Below are 15,055 nucleotides of genomic sequence, written 5' to 3' on the forward strand. Positions count from 1 at the left end.
ATTTAGAATTAAGTATTAATAATAATTTTGTTAGATTTTTTGAGAAAAAGACTAGCTTTGAGCAAATTGCTTTATTAAAAGAAATTACTAATTTTTATAAAATAAATGCTAGTGAAGAAGCCTTGCAATATCTTCAAAAAAATTATGAATTTGATATATTTAAAGCAGGTTGTGAGCTTTTAAAATATAAAAATCAAACACTAGATTTAAGCACTATTAAAGAGCATTTAGAAAGCGATAATGCTTTAGGGTTTGATGATTTTTTGAGTAATTTTTTAAAGACAAAAGAGCCAAATGAATATATTTATAAAATATTAGAAAATGAAGATGAAATCGCTTTAATCAATAAACTTTATTCAAGTTTAATAAGACTTTTTACAATAAGTGCAAATCTAAAAACAAATGGTAGAATTGATTATAAAATAGCCTTTGGTTATACTCCACCAAGACAAGTTTGCGTAGAATTAGAAAATCAAGCGAGAAAATTATCTAATTTTTACGAAGAAATTTTTGCAATTTTATTAAACACTGAATATGAATTAAAACTAAATAACAATAATTCTTCAAAAGAAATAGCATATTCAAATCTTTTAAAAATATATTTTTTAATAAACTCATAAAATATTAAGATTAAACTGCTAAAATCAAGCCTTGCTTTATGCAAAATTCCTTGCTTAGTAAATCTAGGCTTAATATCCAAAAGGAGAATCATGAGACATTATGAGGTTTTATTCATCGCAAAGCCAACGCTAACTGATGAAGAATTAAAAGCAAGAGTTGAGTTTGTTAAAGAAACTCTAGTAAAAAATGGTGCTGAAATTGCAAATACTATTGAAATGGGTACTAGAAAATTAGCTTACCAAATTGATAAATATGAGCGTGGCGTATATTATGTAATATATTTTAAAGCTCCAGGTTCATTAATTAAAGAACTTGAGCGTGTTTTAAAAATCACTGAAGATGTAATTAGATTTTTAATCGTTAAATACGAAAACAGACGCGAAATCGCTGCGTGGGAAATACTTTCTCAAGGCAAAAGATTAGGTAAAAAAGAAAGCAAAAAAGAAACTAAGGCTGAAACTCCAGCAGAATAAAGGATAAGATATGAATAAGGTTATTCTAATAGGTCGTTTGGTAAGAGATGTAGAAATAAAAACTATTAGTACAACAGGTAGTGCGGTAGTAAATAATGCAATGGCTGTTAGTAGATATAGAAGCTCAAACACAGGCGAAAGAATAGAAGAAACTTTATTTATAGATGTAGTGTTTTATGCTAGATTAGCAGAAATTGTAGGACAATATTTAAGAAAAGGTTCAAAACTAATGGTTGAAGGCTATTTACAACAACAAACTTGGGTAGATACAGCAACCAATCAAAATCGTTCAAAAATTCAACTTGTAGTTGAAAATATGGAAATGTTAGACAACAAACCTGATGAAATGCAAAATAATAATGCTCCTAGAAACAATTATCAAGCAAATAATAACTACAATAGACCTACTCAAAACAATTATCAACAAAATAATTATGCAAGAGAAGAGCAGAATTATCAAAGACAAAATAATTTTGCTGAAGAAAGAAATAATTATAATTATAACTCGGCAGATGATGCAGAGATACCATTTTAAAGGATAAATTATGGCAGAAAAAAGAAAGTATTCAAGAAAATATTGCAAATTTACAGAAGCAAAAGTTGATTTTATTGATTATAAAGATACAGCATTATTAAAACACGCATTATCAGAGCGTTTTAAAATAATGCCAAGAAGATTAACAGGAACAAGCAAAAAACACCAAGAAATGGTTGAGCTAGCTATTAAAAGAGCAAGAGCAGTTGCTTTAATTCCTTATGTATGCGACCGCAAAAACGTAGTTACAAATCCGTTTGAAGGTCTATAATTCTTAGGCTAGATTTTCTAGCCTAATTCTTTTATCATATACAAAAATCAAAATAAATATAGCCAAAGTAATAAACAACTCACTTAAAGCATTTATCACACCTTCACTGCTTGCAAAATAACTATGTGAAAATTCTATAAAATAATGAAGTATCAAAGGCATTGATAATAAAAATAAATAAATACTTCTAAGCCTTATATAAATTGAAATTATAAGTAAAATCAAAAAAGAAACTAAAATATAAAAAATATCTATGAGCTCATAAAGAAGTAACGAGCAAGTAAGGTATAAAATAATGCTAAAAAAATAATATAAATTATCTTTAGCAATTATAAATAATAATATAGATATAAACACAAATGCCATTAAACAAATAAAGAAAAGCTCGTTAGATTGGCTAATAAAACTTAAGGCACAAAATATGCAAAATACAAATATAAACGCATAAAACAAAGCCTTGAAAAAATCTTCTAATTCACAAGCAAGATTAATTTTATCTTTATCAATTAATAAGCTAAATAAAACCACTATAAAAGATGGGATAAATATCACAAAAGAAATAATCTGAAGTCCTGCAAAAGGAATTAATAAAAATATATCATCATATACTGCTTTTTCATCTATAAATATACGAAATATTTTAGTGATATTATCAGGTTTTATAAGCAAGTATAAAGCAAAAAATAAATAATAATAAATATTTAATTTTTTAGTAGAAAAAGAAAAAGCTATGAAAGATTTTTCATTTGATTTAATCTCACTTATTAGCCAGCTTAAAAATATTTTCATATTTTATTCTTTAATTCCTATTAAAATATCGCTCGCTTTTATTAAAACATTTACATTATCACTTATATTTAAATCCATCTTATTTGCACTATCATTGGTTATGCTAGCTGTAATTAAAATTCCATTACAATTAATTTCTATTATGCTATATACCGAACCATTTTTTATACTTACGATTTTGCCATTTAGTTCATTTGCACTACTTAAACGAGTAGCACATTCGTTTTTGCTAACAATTACAGAATTTGCTTTAAATACTGCTATAGCATTATCATTTATTTTTAGATTTAAATCATCTACACTTTCTGTAGTTATTAAAGATTTGATTGTTTTATTGTTTTCTAATTTTGCAGTAACTAATGAAATAATAGGCGAACTCTCAACTTTAGTTATTTGTATTTTTAATATATTTCTTGCACTTAACATAATCTTCCTTTAAATTCATAAATTTCATCTAATAATAAAATAAAACCTATATTAAAAATTAAATGTATAATAGTTAAAAATCATAAAAAGGATATGAATGGGACTAAAAAGTGATGCTTGGATAAAAGAAATGGCATTAAAACACGAAATGATAACTCCATTTTGTGAAGAGAATGTAGGTAAAAATGTAGTTAGCTATGGACTTTCTAGTTATGGGTATGATATTCGTGTTGGGCGTGAGTTTAAAATATTTACAAATGTAAATAGCACTATGATTGACCCTAAGGATTTTAATGATAAAAATGTAGTTGATTTTGTAGGTGATGAGTGTATTGTTCCTGCGAATTCATTTGCACTTGCAAGAACGGTTGAATATTTTAAAATGCCAAGAGATGTATTAGCAATTTGTCTTGGTAAAAGCACATATGCAAGATGTGGAATTATTGTAAATGTTACACCTTTTGAGCCTGGGTTTTGCGGTCATATTACAATAGAAATTAGCAACACCACTCCACTACCTGCAAAAATATATGCAAATGAAGGTATAGCTCAAGTGTTATTTTTACAAGGTGATGAGCCTTGCATTACTTCTTATGCTGATAAAAAAGGTAAATATCAAAATCAAACAGGCATAACTCTTCCAAAAGTTTTAAAGTAATTTATCTTCAAGAATTTGAAAGTGATTTTTCAAATTCTTAAGTTTTATTATTATTCCAAATAATATTTGCATTCTAAAATTATTCTTAGCAAGCACCTTAATCTAAGGCAAATTAAATATTCAATAAAATATTTTATGAATAAAAATTATTTACTATTTAGTGCAATAATTTTATAATTTTTAACAAGTTTTAAAAATTAATTTTATTTTAAGGAGATTTATGAAAAAGATTTTTTTAAGCTGTGCTTTAGCGGCTTCAGTATTTGCTGCAGAGCAATTTAGCGGTAAAATTATTAATCTTTACACTTCAGTAGATGCGAAAAAAGCAGAAGGAAAACTACTTCCAACTAATGCTTTTGAGATAGTAAAAGACGGCGATTTAGCTGAACTTAAAATTAAAGGATATTACAATCCTAATCAAGGTAATATTTTATATTTTAATGACAAAAATAGAATTTTAGTAGCAGCATTTGGTAAAAATGCTAAAGTAGATTTTAAAGTTGAAAAAGAATTAAAAAATGGTTTTAAATTAGCTAGTATTAAAGTATTTGCTAAAAAAGATGAGCTAGTGGATTTAGAAAAATCAGCAAAACCACTTTTTGAAAAAGGTAAAGCTATGTTTGAAGAAAATTGTGGCATTTGTCATCCACTTCATCCTGTTAGTGAATTTAATGCAAATCAATGGCCAGCTACATTTAAGGCAATGGAAACAAGAACAGGAATTGATAAAGCTGATAGACAATTAGTGGTGCAATATCTACAAAAACACGCAAAAGATATGAAATAAAGGAGACATTATGCTAAATAGAAGAAGTTTTTTAAAAGGTTCAGCTGCAGTTGGTGCTATGAGTTTTGCACCTATAAATGTATTAGGAGCTGAAAGTAAAGCAGTTGCTAGTGGCTTAGTAAAAAATGGCGAAGTTGTAACGGGCGCACATTGGGGTATTTTAAAGCTTACTATAAAAGATGGTAAAGTAGTAAAAAGTGAGCCATTTGATGCAAATCAAACTAAGAATTTAAAAAATGATTTACAACACTACACATCTGATTTAGTATATGCTAATCGTGTTAAATATCCTTATGTTAGAAAAAGTTTCTTAGAAAATCCACTAGATAATAAACCTGAACTTCGTGGTAAAGATGAGTGGGTTAGGGTAAGCTGGGATAAAGCTTTAAAATTAGTTGCAGAAAGTTTAAAAAGAACTTATGATGAAAAAGGAGCTAATGGGATTTTTGCAGGTAGCTATGGCTGGAAATCAAGCGGAAATGTGCATAATTCAAGAATATTACTTCATAGATTTATGAACTTAACGGGCGGATTTGTAGGCTCATTAGGAGATTACTCAACTGGTGCATCGCAAGTTATTATGCCTCATGTTGTTGGTTCTATTGAAGTTTATGAGCAACAAACTAACTTGGATTTAGTATTAGAAAATACAAAAGTCATAGTTATTTGGGGTGCAAATCCTATTGATACTTTAAAAATTGCTTGGACTGTAACTGATGGCGAAGGTCGTGCATATATGGAAAAAATTAAAGAAAGCAAAATAAAAGTAATTTGCATAGACCCAAGAGCTAGTTCAACTGTTAAATTCTTTGAAGGTAAAGGCGAGTGGTTAGCTCCACGCCCAAATACTGATGTGGCAATGATGATGGGTATGGCTACATATTTAATTGATAATAAGCTTTATGATGCTGAATTTATGGAGAATTACACAATAGGATTTGATAAATTTAGTGATTATTTAATGGGTAAAACTGATGGCGTTAAAAAAGATAGCAAATGGGCTGAAAATATTTGCGGAATTAAAGCAAGTGTAATTGAGAATTTAGCTAAGGAATTAAGAGAAAATCTAAGTTTAGTAATGAGTGGTTGGGGTATGCAAAGAGCTCATCACGGAGAGCAACCTCATTGGATGCTTGTAACTTTATGTGCAATGCTAGGTCATATTGGTAAAGATGGTGGTGGATTTGGTTTAAGCTATCATTATTCAAATGGTGGCGTTGCTACAACTAATGCTCCAATAGTAGGCGGAATTAACGCTAGTATGAATGGTCTTTGGGATAAAGGCGTGTTTAAAGGCGTTAAACAAGGAACATTTGATAAAAATGGTAAATTTATACCTGGAAATAGTGGTGCAGGCGAAAATCTACCTGAGTGGTTATCAAAGACAAGTGATAATGAAATTCCTGTAGCAAGAATTGCTGATATGCTATTAAACCCAGGTAAAACAATAGACCACAATGGCAAAAAAATTACTTATAGTGATATAGATTTTGTTTATTGGGTAGGTGGTAACCCATTCGTTCATCATCAAGATTTAAAAACTCTAAAAAAAGCTTGGCAAAAGCTAAAAACCGTTGTAGTAAATGAGATTTACTGGACTCCAACTGCTAGAATGGCTGATATATTATTACCTACAACTAGCCAATATGAAAGAAATGATATTTCTATGAGTGGGGATTATTCTAATATGCATATAGTTCCTATGAAAGCTGCTGTTATGCCAGTTGAAGAGAGTAAAGATGATATGCAAATCTTTGTTGAACTTGCTAAAGTTTATGGAACTCTTTGTGCGATTAGCAAGGGTGCAAGTGAAAAAGATGCAGCAATGTTAGCTACAAAATTAGTAAATGCTTATACAGAAAATCAAACTCCAGAGCAAATGATAGAAAAATACTATAACGCTGCTAAGAAAAGCACAAGTGTAGAAATGCCTGAATTTAAAGAGTTTTGGGAAAATAATAAAGCATTGAAATTTGAAGCTTCTCAAGATGCTTATGAGTTCGTTAGATTTAAAGACTTCGTAGAAGACCCTATCTTAAATCCATTAGGAACTCCGAGTGGTTTGATTGAGATTTATAGTGAAACTATTGAAAAAATGAACTATAAAGATTGTAAAGCTCATCCTATGTGGTTTGAACCAATTGAATGGCTAGGTATGAAAGAAAAGAGCGCAGAATTTCATATGATTAGCCCACACCCAACGAGCCGCTTACATTCACAACTATGCCACACAAGTTTAAGAGAAACTTATGCTGTAAATGGACACGAGCCTATTTTAATCAATAGCGAAGATGCTAAGGCTAAAGGTATTAAAAATGGAGATTTAGTTGAGGTTTTCAATGCTCGTGGTAAAGTTATTGCAGGAGCAGTTGTAAGCAATGATGTATTAAAAGGCGTAGTAGTGTTACAAGAAGGTGGCTGGTATGACCCTGATGATAATAATGATTGCAAATACGGATGTGCGAATGTGCTAACAATAGATATTCCAACAAGCGAACTTGCAAATGGAAATATCTCTCATACAGCTTTAGTAAATATCAAAAAATTTGAAGGCGAAAAACCTGAAATCGTAGTATTCACTGAACCTGTAAAAGCATAATATTAGGGGCATTTGCCCCTAGAATTTAATTTTAATTATTCATTATTTTTTCAAAATCAAAAAACCATTCTACTTCTTCAATATTATTAAATTTATCGGATAAATTTGATAATTTAACTATTTTAAAACCACATTTATTAACATAAAAATGGATATTTCTTATTTCAAAATAAGGTGTGGTTGTAGTCCAAACTTTAGTTTTAGGAAAAGTTTTTTCCACCATTTGCCAAGTTTTAAAACCATAGCCTTTATTATGAAATTCTTCAAGTATATAAAACAAATCAAGATTATTATGTTGGGTATTTTCATCTATTAAAAGACATACTCCACCTATTTTTACACCATTGTCATATACATAAAAATTTTTAGCATTTTTATTCTCTAAAGATTTGAAAATCTCATCAATGGTGATTACATTTTCATCAGTTTTATCTCTAAGACTTATTTGAAAAGTATTTTGCACATCTTTTGCGAAATTAAAAAACTCATCACTAGAAATTTCTATTAATTCCATAATCTTCCCTTAATTTAGATTAAAATTTTTAATTTTATAAATTTATAAAAATTATATGAAAATTTTTTAATTAGCTTGTTGAAAAGTTTTTATAGTGATTAACCACTCGGTATTTAATTGTTATCTTGATGGTTGTATTCAATCTAATAATTACAGCATAAAAATTCATTCAAGATTTGTCATTCTTTTTAGTGGTTTTGCTAAGCAAGTGGGTTGATTAGTATTTTTTATAAAGAAGTCTGTGCGATAAATATGAGATAAATTTTTTATATTACTAAGTTTTAAATTCCATAAAATTAATAATTACAAGTGAAGTTATAATTTAAATTTGAATATTAAAAACTCATAGTATTTAATGAACCTATGAAAGCATAGTTAAGGGGATTTTCCCCTTTTTAATAATTATTTAATTTAACACAACCCTCTTTTGAGCCGAACGAACACGCAAGATTATATAGTTGTTTTATTTTGTCTAAGTTTTCTTTAGAATTTGAGTTTTTAGCTAATTCATCAGCGACTTTAATGCAAGAATTTGCATCTTTATCTTTTATACATTTTGTTTGATTGCTTATTAAATCAGGGTTTGACAAAAGCTCCATAGGGTTTAAATTACTTAATTTAAAATCATTACAAGCACTAAAAACTAATGCAACTAAAATAGCAAGGGTTTTTCATTATATCTACTTATTTGTAATTAGATAATAATTATACCCCCCCCCACATAAATATTTTTAGAAAACTGATTTATTAAAAAATACAAATTCTATTATTGTTTTTCTTTACAACTCTAGCAAAGGCGTAGGCGTTTATATTTGCATTTTGTAAAATATCTAAAGCTTTTTGAGTATCTTTTTCGCTAATGCTAAGGATTAATCCACCACTTGTTTCTGGAGAATATAAAAGTAAATCATCTTCAATAAATGATTTTACAAGTCCTTTCAAACTATTTTTGTTTGTATAACTAGCTGTTCCAAAAAGCCCTAAATTAGCGTAATTTAAAGTATTTTTATAATACTTTATCGCATCAGAATTGATTTCAATTGATATTTTATCATTTAGCATTTCGCTCAAATGCCCAATAAGTCCAAAGCCTGTAATATCAGTACAAGCATTGATTTTTATGCCATTTAAAAGTTCTAAAGCTTTATTGTTTAGACTTTTCATACCATTTATACATTCGCTAAAATCATCGTCCAAATTAGCCTTAATAGCCATAGCATTAAGACTTGTTCCTAGTGGTTTTGTAGCTATTAAAACATCATTTTCTAAGGACTTGTTATTGCTTAAAAAACTATCTTTTTTAACATAACCAGTAACGCTAAGCCCTAAAAATACTTCACTAGAATTTAAAGTATGCCCGCCAGCACAAAACCCACCCGCTAAATTAATAGTATCATTAAGCCCTGCTATCATTTGTTTTAAAATATCTTGAGATAAGCATTCGCTAAATGCAACTATATTCATAGCACTCATAACTTTTGCGCCCATTGCAAAAATATCGCTTAATGAATTAGCCGCAGCAATTACAGCGTAATCATAAGCATCATTTATGATTGGGGTAATAAAATCAAGTGTTTGAACTAAGGCAAAATCTTTTAAATTAGTAGAAATTACCTTAGGATAATCAATAACACAAGCATCTTCATTACTAGTAGTTGAGCTTAATACAAATTCGCTAGGTTTAATATTAGCTAAAGCATTGTGTAAGTCAGCCTGACTTAGCTTAGCTCCTCAACCTGCGTGCTTGCTAAATTGAGTAAGTTTCATAGATTTACCATTTTTGTTTCAAATAAAGTATCTATTATCTCAACTGCGTTTGAACTTCTACCAATTTTTGGACTAACTTGAAAATAATTTAAGCAATTCGCACAACATAAAATATCAACTCCATCATCACTTAAAGCTTTTAAAGCATTAAATGCCGGATGAGTATCATCACAAGCTATAAAAACTGCTTCGTTTATTAATACAACTTTTTGAATTTTTCTTTCTTTTACAGCAGTTAAAAATCCAATTAAAAGCATTGCTCCTAATTCGCCTTCGCCAACTTTTAAAGATTTTAAAAATATTCCTTCTTGTTGTTTTGCTTCATCTTTTGAGCTTTTTATTTCGCTTTTTCTTAATTTAAAGCAAAATCCATTAAGCTCAAATTCTTGATTTAAATTCTTAAGCAATCTTTGGATATTTTCTTTTGCTGCTTCGTTATCAACTATTATTTCTAATTCATCATTAATTGCTAAATTAATTAATGTTTTTTTTGTTTCAATTACAGGTATCGGACAAGCCTTGCCGCTAAAATCTAGTTTCATTATTCTTCCTTTTTAAATAGTTCGTTAAATCTTTTTTCTAAAAATTCTTCTAATTCTTTTTCTAATAATTCATAATTTTTCATAAATTCTAAAGCCTTAGGGCTAAGAATAGTTCCACTATCTTTACTAGCTCCTTTTTTGCTAATAAATATATCTCCGCCTAAAAATTTTTCTGTGCTAGTTTTCTTAGTCCAAGCCTTTTTATAACTCATATGAAGTTGTTTTGAACTCTCATTAATTGAGCCAAATTTTTCTATGGCTTTTAATATCTCATAATTACCTTTTCCAAAAATTTCACCGTCTTCTTCTAACCAGAATTTGATTTTAGGTGTTTTATTTTTCATAGCTATAACTCGGTGTTATTTTTCCATTTTTTGTAAGTTCTTTATACCAATAAGAATGCAAAATATATACTTCTTCTTCTTCTTTATATCCTGTTATCATTGCGTGAATTGAGCCTTTGATAGCAAATACAGCCATATATAAATGCACGAAAAACATAGCAGCACAAACAATGCCTAAGATATTATGAACTATTGCACTAAGTCTTAAAATATTAATATGACTAATTCCTAACATATTTTGTAAAAATTCGCTCTGAAAATCTAAAAAGAACATAAACGCACCAGTAATTATCATAATAGCTCCACCAAAAACGGCTATGTAATACCACATTTTTTGACCGAAATTGTATTTTCCCGCCGGAACAGGTCTTTTAACCTTGCTTAAATATCCACCTACTATCATAAGCCATTTTATATCATAACTAGCAGGTAACATTCTTTTAATCCAGCAAAAAAACATAGGAATAATTGAGATAAAAAATAAAATAGTAGCAACTCCGTGAAGATTTTTGCAAAGTCTAACAAATACTCCACCACCAAAATAATGACCATTCATAATGATTAAGCCTGTTGGAATTAATATAATCCAAGCAAGTGCAGCAATGAAATGAAAACCACGCTCAAATAATGAAAAGGCATATATTTTTTTGCCTTCGTGACTAAATGTTTTAGGTCCTATTACCATATAATGTAATGAAAACGCACAAAGCACTGCAATTAAGACAATTAAAGCAAGTGAAGCAATATAACTTGATGCTAATATTGTCCAAATTTCTCCTAATTCATAGCTAGTAATATTAGTAACTCTTCCTGTAGTTGTTAAATCACTAGCATTTAAACAGGTAAATAAAAATGCTAATACAAAAAACTTTTTCATAATATCTTCCTAAAATGATTTTATTCTTTAATTTATATCAAAATATTTTTAATTTCTCCTTGAATAGTCATTAAAATTAAATTCTTTTTGACTTTTAATGCTACCATCTTCACCAACATAAATTAAACTTGGTAATTTTACTCCGTTAAAAGTTGTATTTTTTACTATTGTGTAATGAATTTGGTCGCAAAATATTATCTTATCTCCTATATTTAGTTCTTGATTAAACTCATATTCTCCCATAATATCTCCTGCAAGGCAAGAATTACCTGTTAAAAGATAGCTATTTTTAGTGCTTTTAGTCTCTGCTAATTCATCACGACTTGCTAGGATTTTTGCATTTTTTACTTCGCTAGTGTAAGGCATAATGATAGTATCAGGCATATGGGCTTCAGCACAAATATCTAAAATTGCTATTTTTTTCTCATTTTCAACAATATCTAAAACACTAGCTATTAAATCCCCCGTTTGCCAACCAATAGCTTCTCCTGGTTCAAGGTATATTTCAAGATTATATTTTGATTTAATAGCTTTTAAGAATTGAATTAATTCTTCTACTTTATAGCCTTTTTTTGTGATATGATGACCGCCACCAAAATTAATCCATTTTAATGGGTGTTTTGCTAGATATGGTTTTAAGAAATTATCTTCAAATACTTTAAAGACTTTTTCTAAACTCTCAAAACTCTCTTCGCATAAAGCGTGAAAATGTAGCCCATCAACTATTATTTCGCTATCTAATAAATCCTTTGCTTTAATGCCAAGCCTTGAGAATTTGCCGCAAGGATTATAAATTTCTTTTGGAGCTACTGAAAACTCTAAATTACAGCGAATTCCTAAAGATTGATTTTTATAATTTTTATGATTTATAACTTTTTTATATTCATTCAATGAATTAATCACTATATGATGACTAAGATTTAATATTTCTTCTAAATCATCATTACTAAATGCTGGTGCGTAAGTGTGGATTTCTTTATCTACAAATTCTTTAGCAAATTTTGCTTCCCACAACCCACTGCAAGTGCAGCCTTTTAAGTAATTTTTAATTAAAGGCATAGCAGCACTAAATGCAAATCCTTTTAAAGCTAATAAGACTTTAACTCCACTTTCTTCTTGAATTTTTTTAAAGATTTCAAGGTTATTTTTTAGTTTGCTTTCGTAGCAAATGTAAGCTGGTGTTTTAATATTATTTTCAATATATTTCATTACAATTTCCTTTCGGTATTAATAATTTTGCTATAATATCATATTAAATTTATAATATATTAGGTATTTTATGAAAGAAAGAAAGTCAATTTTAGAAGAATCAATAAAGAGCTTAACTCTTTATTCAATAATATTTTTTGCGTTAATTTTTAGCGTTGGAATATTTGTTATTAAATCAAGTTATACGGAAGAAGTAAATAGCCTAGAACAAGAATATAACGAACAAATCAATTTATCATCAAATAAATATATCAAAGAAGAACTTAAAAATATTAAAAAATATTTAGATGCAGAATTTTCATATTTAGACGATAGTGCCAAAGAATTTGTAGATAGTGCTTACAATTTCGCATTAAATTATTTAAACACTCACGAAGATAAACAAAAAGCTTTAGAATTTTTAAAAGCAAATATGGGTTATCCTATTGATATTGATGTTTTTGATGGAATTGACCCGACTTATTATTACTACGCTAGGTATGTGGAATTAGATAATAAAAAAATATTAAGAGTTACTTTAAATCCTAAAAAATATGAAGAAACTCAAAGGGTAGTAGCATTAAATAATATTAAAAATCTTCACAATGCTCAACTTTCTTATTTTAATGCAAAAAGATTAGATGATAATTTTAATTTTTTAGGTAATGAAAGATGGTATTGTGTATATGAAAATGAAGCTTACACTTGCTATGATAAAAATTGGTGGTTGGCTTTAGAATTTACCGTTAAAAGTGATGTATTAAAAGAAGCTTTAGAAGAAGTAAAAAGCAAAAGATTTGAATCAGCATTGATACAAGGTGCATTTTTAGGTTGTTCTATATTAGTTGGATTTTTAGGAATTTTAATTTACATAATAAGAAAGAAAAAAGAAGTAAGATCTCAAATAGAGCTAGCTACAAAGCATTTTGATATAGCATTAAATAAACATATATCTAATTTTAATAAGAATAAACAATTAAATAGCGATTTTGCATTTAAAGAATTTAGAACTTTAAGTTATGCTTTACTTAGATTTATAAGACAAATTCAAGCAAAAGATGGGAATATCAAAAAACAAGCATATATTGACAATATTACCGGTCTTATGAATATGATAAGTGTTACTGAAAGCCTTGATAATTATGTAAAAAAAGATAATAAGGTATTATTATTTTTATTTTTTAACATAGATAATTTCAGAATTTATAACTCAATGTATGGAAGAAGTTTTGGTGATGAAGTTTTAAAAATCGTAGCTTATAGACTTTATACAACCTTAAAAGGTATGGCAACAGGCGATAATGAACATTTTGAGAGCTTAGACTTTATAAAATATGATAAATATAAATTTATACAAAATAAAACTACTTTTGAATGCCTTGCTAGGGTTAGTGCTGATGAGTTTTTATTAGTAATTGAAGTAGATAAAAATGAAGATTATTTTACATTAGCTAAAAAATACCATCAAAAACTAACCGCAAGAAGCATTAAAATTAATTCAAATGATGATTTAATAGAATATGAGCCATTTAAAATTAATGCTAGAGTTGGATTTAGTATATATCCAAAAGATAGCAAGAATTTACACGAATGTATAGGAAATGCTGATTTAGCAATAGAAAATGATAAAGCTAGTGGAGATAATTGGATATTTGGTTATACGGCAGAAATTGGCAAACAAAATGAAGCTAATTTAAAGCTACAACAAGATATAAGAAATGGTATTGTAAATAAAGAATTCTTATTATATTATCAGCCAAAAGTAGATGTAAAATCTGGCAAAATTATAGGAGCAGAAGCTCTTGTTAGATGGCAAAAAGGAGATAAATTAATATTTCCAGACCAATTTATAGGAATTTGCGAAAGAAGTAATTTAATTATTACTTTAGGTAATGAAATTATTAAAATGGCTTGTGAAGCTCAAAGAAGATGGTTAGAAAAAGGTCTTGAATTAAAACTTAGTATAAATCTAAGCACCAAGCAGCTTTTAAGCGAAGGAATAGTTCATACAATAGAAAAAAACATTCAAGGCATACCGCCAAGATTAATTGAATTTGAAATCACAGAAAGCTTTTCAATAGAAAATGCAACAAGTAAGGCTATTATTGATAAAATCAAAAAACTTAATGTAGGTTTATCAATGGACGATTTTGGTAAAGGATATAGTTCTTTATCTTATTTAAATGACCAAGATTTAGATTTTGATGTTGTTAAGATTGATAAGTGCTTTATACAAAATATAGATACTAATGAAAAAAATAGAAGATTGGTTGAGTTTATTGTAAATGTTATTAAATCTTTAAATAAACGCTCTGTAGCTGAAGGTGTAGAAAATATTGAGATTTTAAATTTCTTAAAACACTTAGGTTGCGATGAGTATCAAGGGTATTATTTTAGCAGACCTGTTCCTGAAAATATTTTATTAGAAAAGGTATATGAAAATGGTAAAGATTAATTTTTTAGGACCTATTAATAAAAATTCTATTGAATTAAATGTAAAAAATGTTCGTGAATTAAAAAATGAGTTATTGAAAATTGAAGATTTAAAAGAATGGTTAGAGATTAGTGCTATTGCTATAAATGATAATTTCATAGATAGTTTAGATATTGCATTAAAAGATAACGATGTAGTAAGCATACTGCCTCCTGTTTGTGGTGGTTGAG

At 28.2% G+C, this 15,055-nt stretch carries 15 protein-coding genes and 3 pseudogenes; 9 read left to right on the forward strand and 9 right to left on the reverse strand.

Annotation, left to right across the window (positions count from 1 at the left end):
* From KJQ99_RS02525 to rpsR, 4 genes and pseudogenes are all read left to right on the forward strand, one after another.
* Positions 1–620, forward strand: a pseudogene (locus tag KJQ99_RS02525) (DNA polymerase III subunit delta); the annotation flags it as partial.
* A gap of 90 nt (positions 621–710) precedes the next feature.
* On the forward strand, positions 711–1,094 hold the full coding sequence (gene rpsF / locus KJQ99_RS02530; protein ID WP_214116362.1) for a 30S ribosomal protein S6: 384 nt from the start codon (positions 711–713) through the stop codon (positions 1,092–1,094).
* A 10-nt stretch (positions 1,095–1,104) separates the two neighbouring features.
* Positions 1,105–1,629 (forward strand): single-stranded DNA-binding protein, encoded by a 525-nt coding sequence (gene ssb, locus KJQ99_RS02535; protein ID WP_214116364.1) that lies wholly within the window; start codon positions 1,105–1,107, stop codon positions 1,627–1,629.
* Positions 1,630–1,639: 10 nt separating this feature from the next.
* Complete coding sequence (rpsR, locus tag KJQ99_RS02540) at positions 1,640–1,900, forward strand: 30S ribosomal protein S18 (RefSeq protein WP_214116366.1); 261 nt, start codon at positions 1,640–1,642, stop codon at positions 1,898–1,900.
* 3 nt (positions 1,901–1,903) lie between these two features.
* Here the strand turns inward: rpsR and KJQ99_RS02545 are convergent, their stop codons facing one another.
* Both KJQ99_RS02545 and KJQ99_RS02550 read right to left on the reverse strand, forming a co-directional pair.
* Positions 1,904–2,689 (reverse strand): hypothetical protein, encoded by a 786-nt coding sequence (locus tag KJQ99_RS02545; RefSeq protein WP_214149895.1) that lies wholly within the window; start codon positions 2,687–2,689, stop codon positions 1,904–1,906.
* A gap of 3 nt (positions 2,690–2,692) precedes the next feature.
* Positions 2,693–3,115: a TOBE domain-containing protein gene (locus tag KJQ99_RS02550; protein WP_214116375.1), complete on the reverse strand. Its 423-nt coding sequence runs from the start codon at positions 3,113–3,115 to the stop codon at positions 2,693–2,695.
* Between the two features lie 97 nt (positions 3,116–3,212).
* Here KJQ99_RS02550 and dcd point away from each other — a divergent pair, with 97 nt between their 5' ends.
* The 3 genes from dcd (at position 3,213) to KJQ99_RS02565 (ending at position 7,159) form a co-directional block, all read left to right on the forward strand.
* Positions 3,213–3,773 carry a dCTP deaminase gene (gene dcd, locus KJQ99_RS02555; RefSeq protein WP_214116378.1) on the forward strand — a complete coding sequence of 187 codons (561 nt, stop codon included), beginning with the start codon at positions 3,213–3,215 and terminating at the stop codon, positions 3,771–3,773.
* A gap of 220 nt (positions 3,774–3,993) precedes the next feature.
* Entirely contained in the window at positions 3,994–4,560 is a 567-nt protein-coding gene (locus KJQ99_RS02560) for a cytochrome C (RefSeq protein ID WP_214116380.1), read from the forward strand.
* Positions 4,561–4,570: 10 nt separating this feature from the next.
* The gene (locus KJQ99_RS02565) at positions 4,571–7,159 is read left to right on the forward strand and encodes a molybdopterin-dependent oxidoreductase (protein WP_214149896.1); all 2,589 of its coding nucleotides are present in this window, start codon (positions 4,571–4,573) and stop codon (positions 7,157–7,159) included.
* Positions 7,160–7,190: 31 nt separating this feature from the next.
* Here KJQ99_RS02565 and KJQ99_RS02570 read toward each other — a convergent pair whose 3' ends face one another.
* The 7 genes and pseudogenes from KJQ99_RS02570 to nspC form a co-directional block, all read right to left on the reverse strand.
* Positions 7,191–7,673: a GNAT family N-acetyltransferase gene (locus KJQ99_RS02570; protein WP_214149897.1), complete on the reverse strand. Its 483-nt coding sequence runs from the start codon at positions 7,671–7,673 to the stop codon at positions 7,191–7,193.
* A 395-nt stretch (positions 7,674–8,068) separates the two neighbouring features.
* Complete coding sequence (locus KJQ99_RS02575; RefSeq protein WP_214149898.1) at positions 8,069–8,272, reverse strand: hypothetical protein; 204 nt, start codon at positions 8,270–8,272, stop codon at positions 8,069–8,071.
* Between the two features lie 148 nt (positions 8,273–8,420).
* Positions 8,421–9,392, reverse strand: a pseudogene (selD, locus tag KJQ99_RS02580) (selenide, water dikinase SelD); the annotation flags it as partial.
* Between the two features lie 44 nt (positions 9,393–9,436).
* Positions 9,437–9,982, reverse strand: coding sequence for a sulfurtransferase-like selenium metabolism protein YedF (gene yedF, locus KJQ99_RS02585; RefSeq protein WP_214149899.1), 546 nt, complete (start codon positions 9,980–9,982; stop codon positions 9,437–9,439).
* Complete coding sequence (locus KJQ99_RS02590) at positions 9,982–10,326, reverse strand: winged helix-turn-helix domain-containing protein (protein ID WP_214116391.1); 345 nt, start codon at positions 10,324–10,326, stop codon at positions 9,982–9,984. The genes yedF and KJQ99_RS02590 overlap by 1 nt, the downstream gene beginning before the upstream one ends.
* Positions 10,316–11,134: pseudogene (locus tag KJQ99_RS02595) on the reverse strand (formate dehydrogenase subunit gamma); the annotation flags it as partial. The pseudogene KJQ99_RS02595 and the gene KJQ99_RS02590, both read right to left, overlap by 11 nt.
* Before the next feature lie 117 nt (positions 11,135–11,251).
* Positions 11,252–12,412 carry a carboxynorspermidine decarboxylase gene (nspC, locus tag KJQ99_RS02600; protein WP_214149900.1) on the reverse strand — a complete coding sequence of 387 codons (1,161 nt, stop codon included), beginning with the start codon at positions 12,410–12,412 and terminating at the stop codon, positions 11,252–11,254.
* Positions 12,413–12,482: 70 nt separating this feature from the next.
* On the opposite strand from nspC, the gene KJQ99_RS02605 reads away from it, so the two are divergent.
* Positions 12,483–14,846 carry a putative bifunctional diguanylate cyclase/phosphodiesterase gene (locus KJQ99_RS02605; RefSeq protein ID WP_214149901.1) on the forward strand — a complete coding sequence of 788 codons (2,364 nt, stop codon included), beginning with the start codon at positions 12,483–12,485 and terminating at the stop codon, positions 14,844–14,846.
* Positions 14,833–15,054, forward strand: coding sequence for a MoaD/ThiS family protein (locus KJQ99_RS02610; protein WP_214116399.1), 222 nt, complete (start codon positions 14,833–14,835; stop codon positions 15,052–15,054). The genes KJQ99_RS02605 and KJQ99_RS02610 overlap by 14 nt, the downstream gene beginning before the upstream one ends.
* Position 15,055 lies beyond the last annotated feature (1 nt).

The sequence above is a fragment of the Campylobacter sp. 2018MI13 genome (assembly GCF_018501135.1).
GTDB lineage: Bacteria > Campylobacterota > Campylobacteria > Campylobacterales > Campylobacteraceae > Campylobacter_E.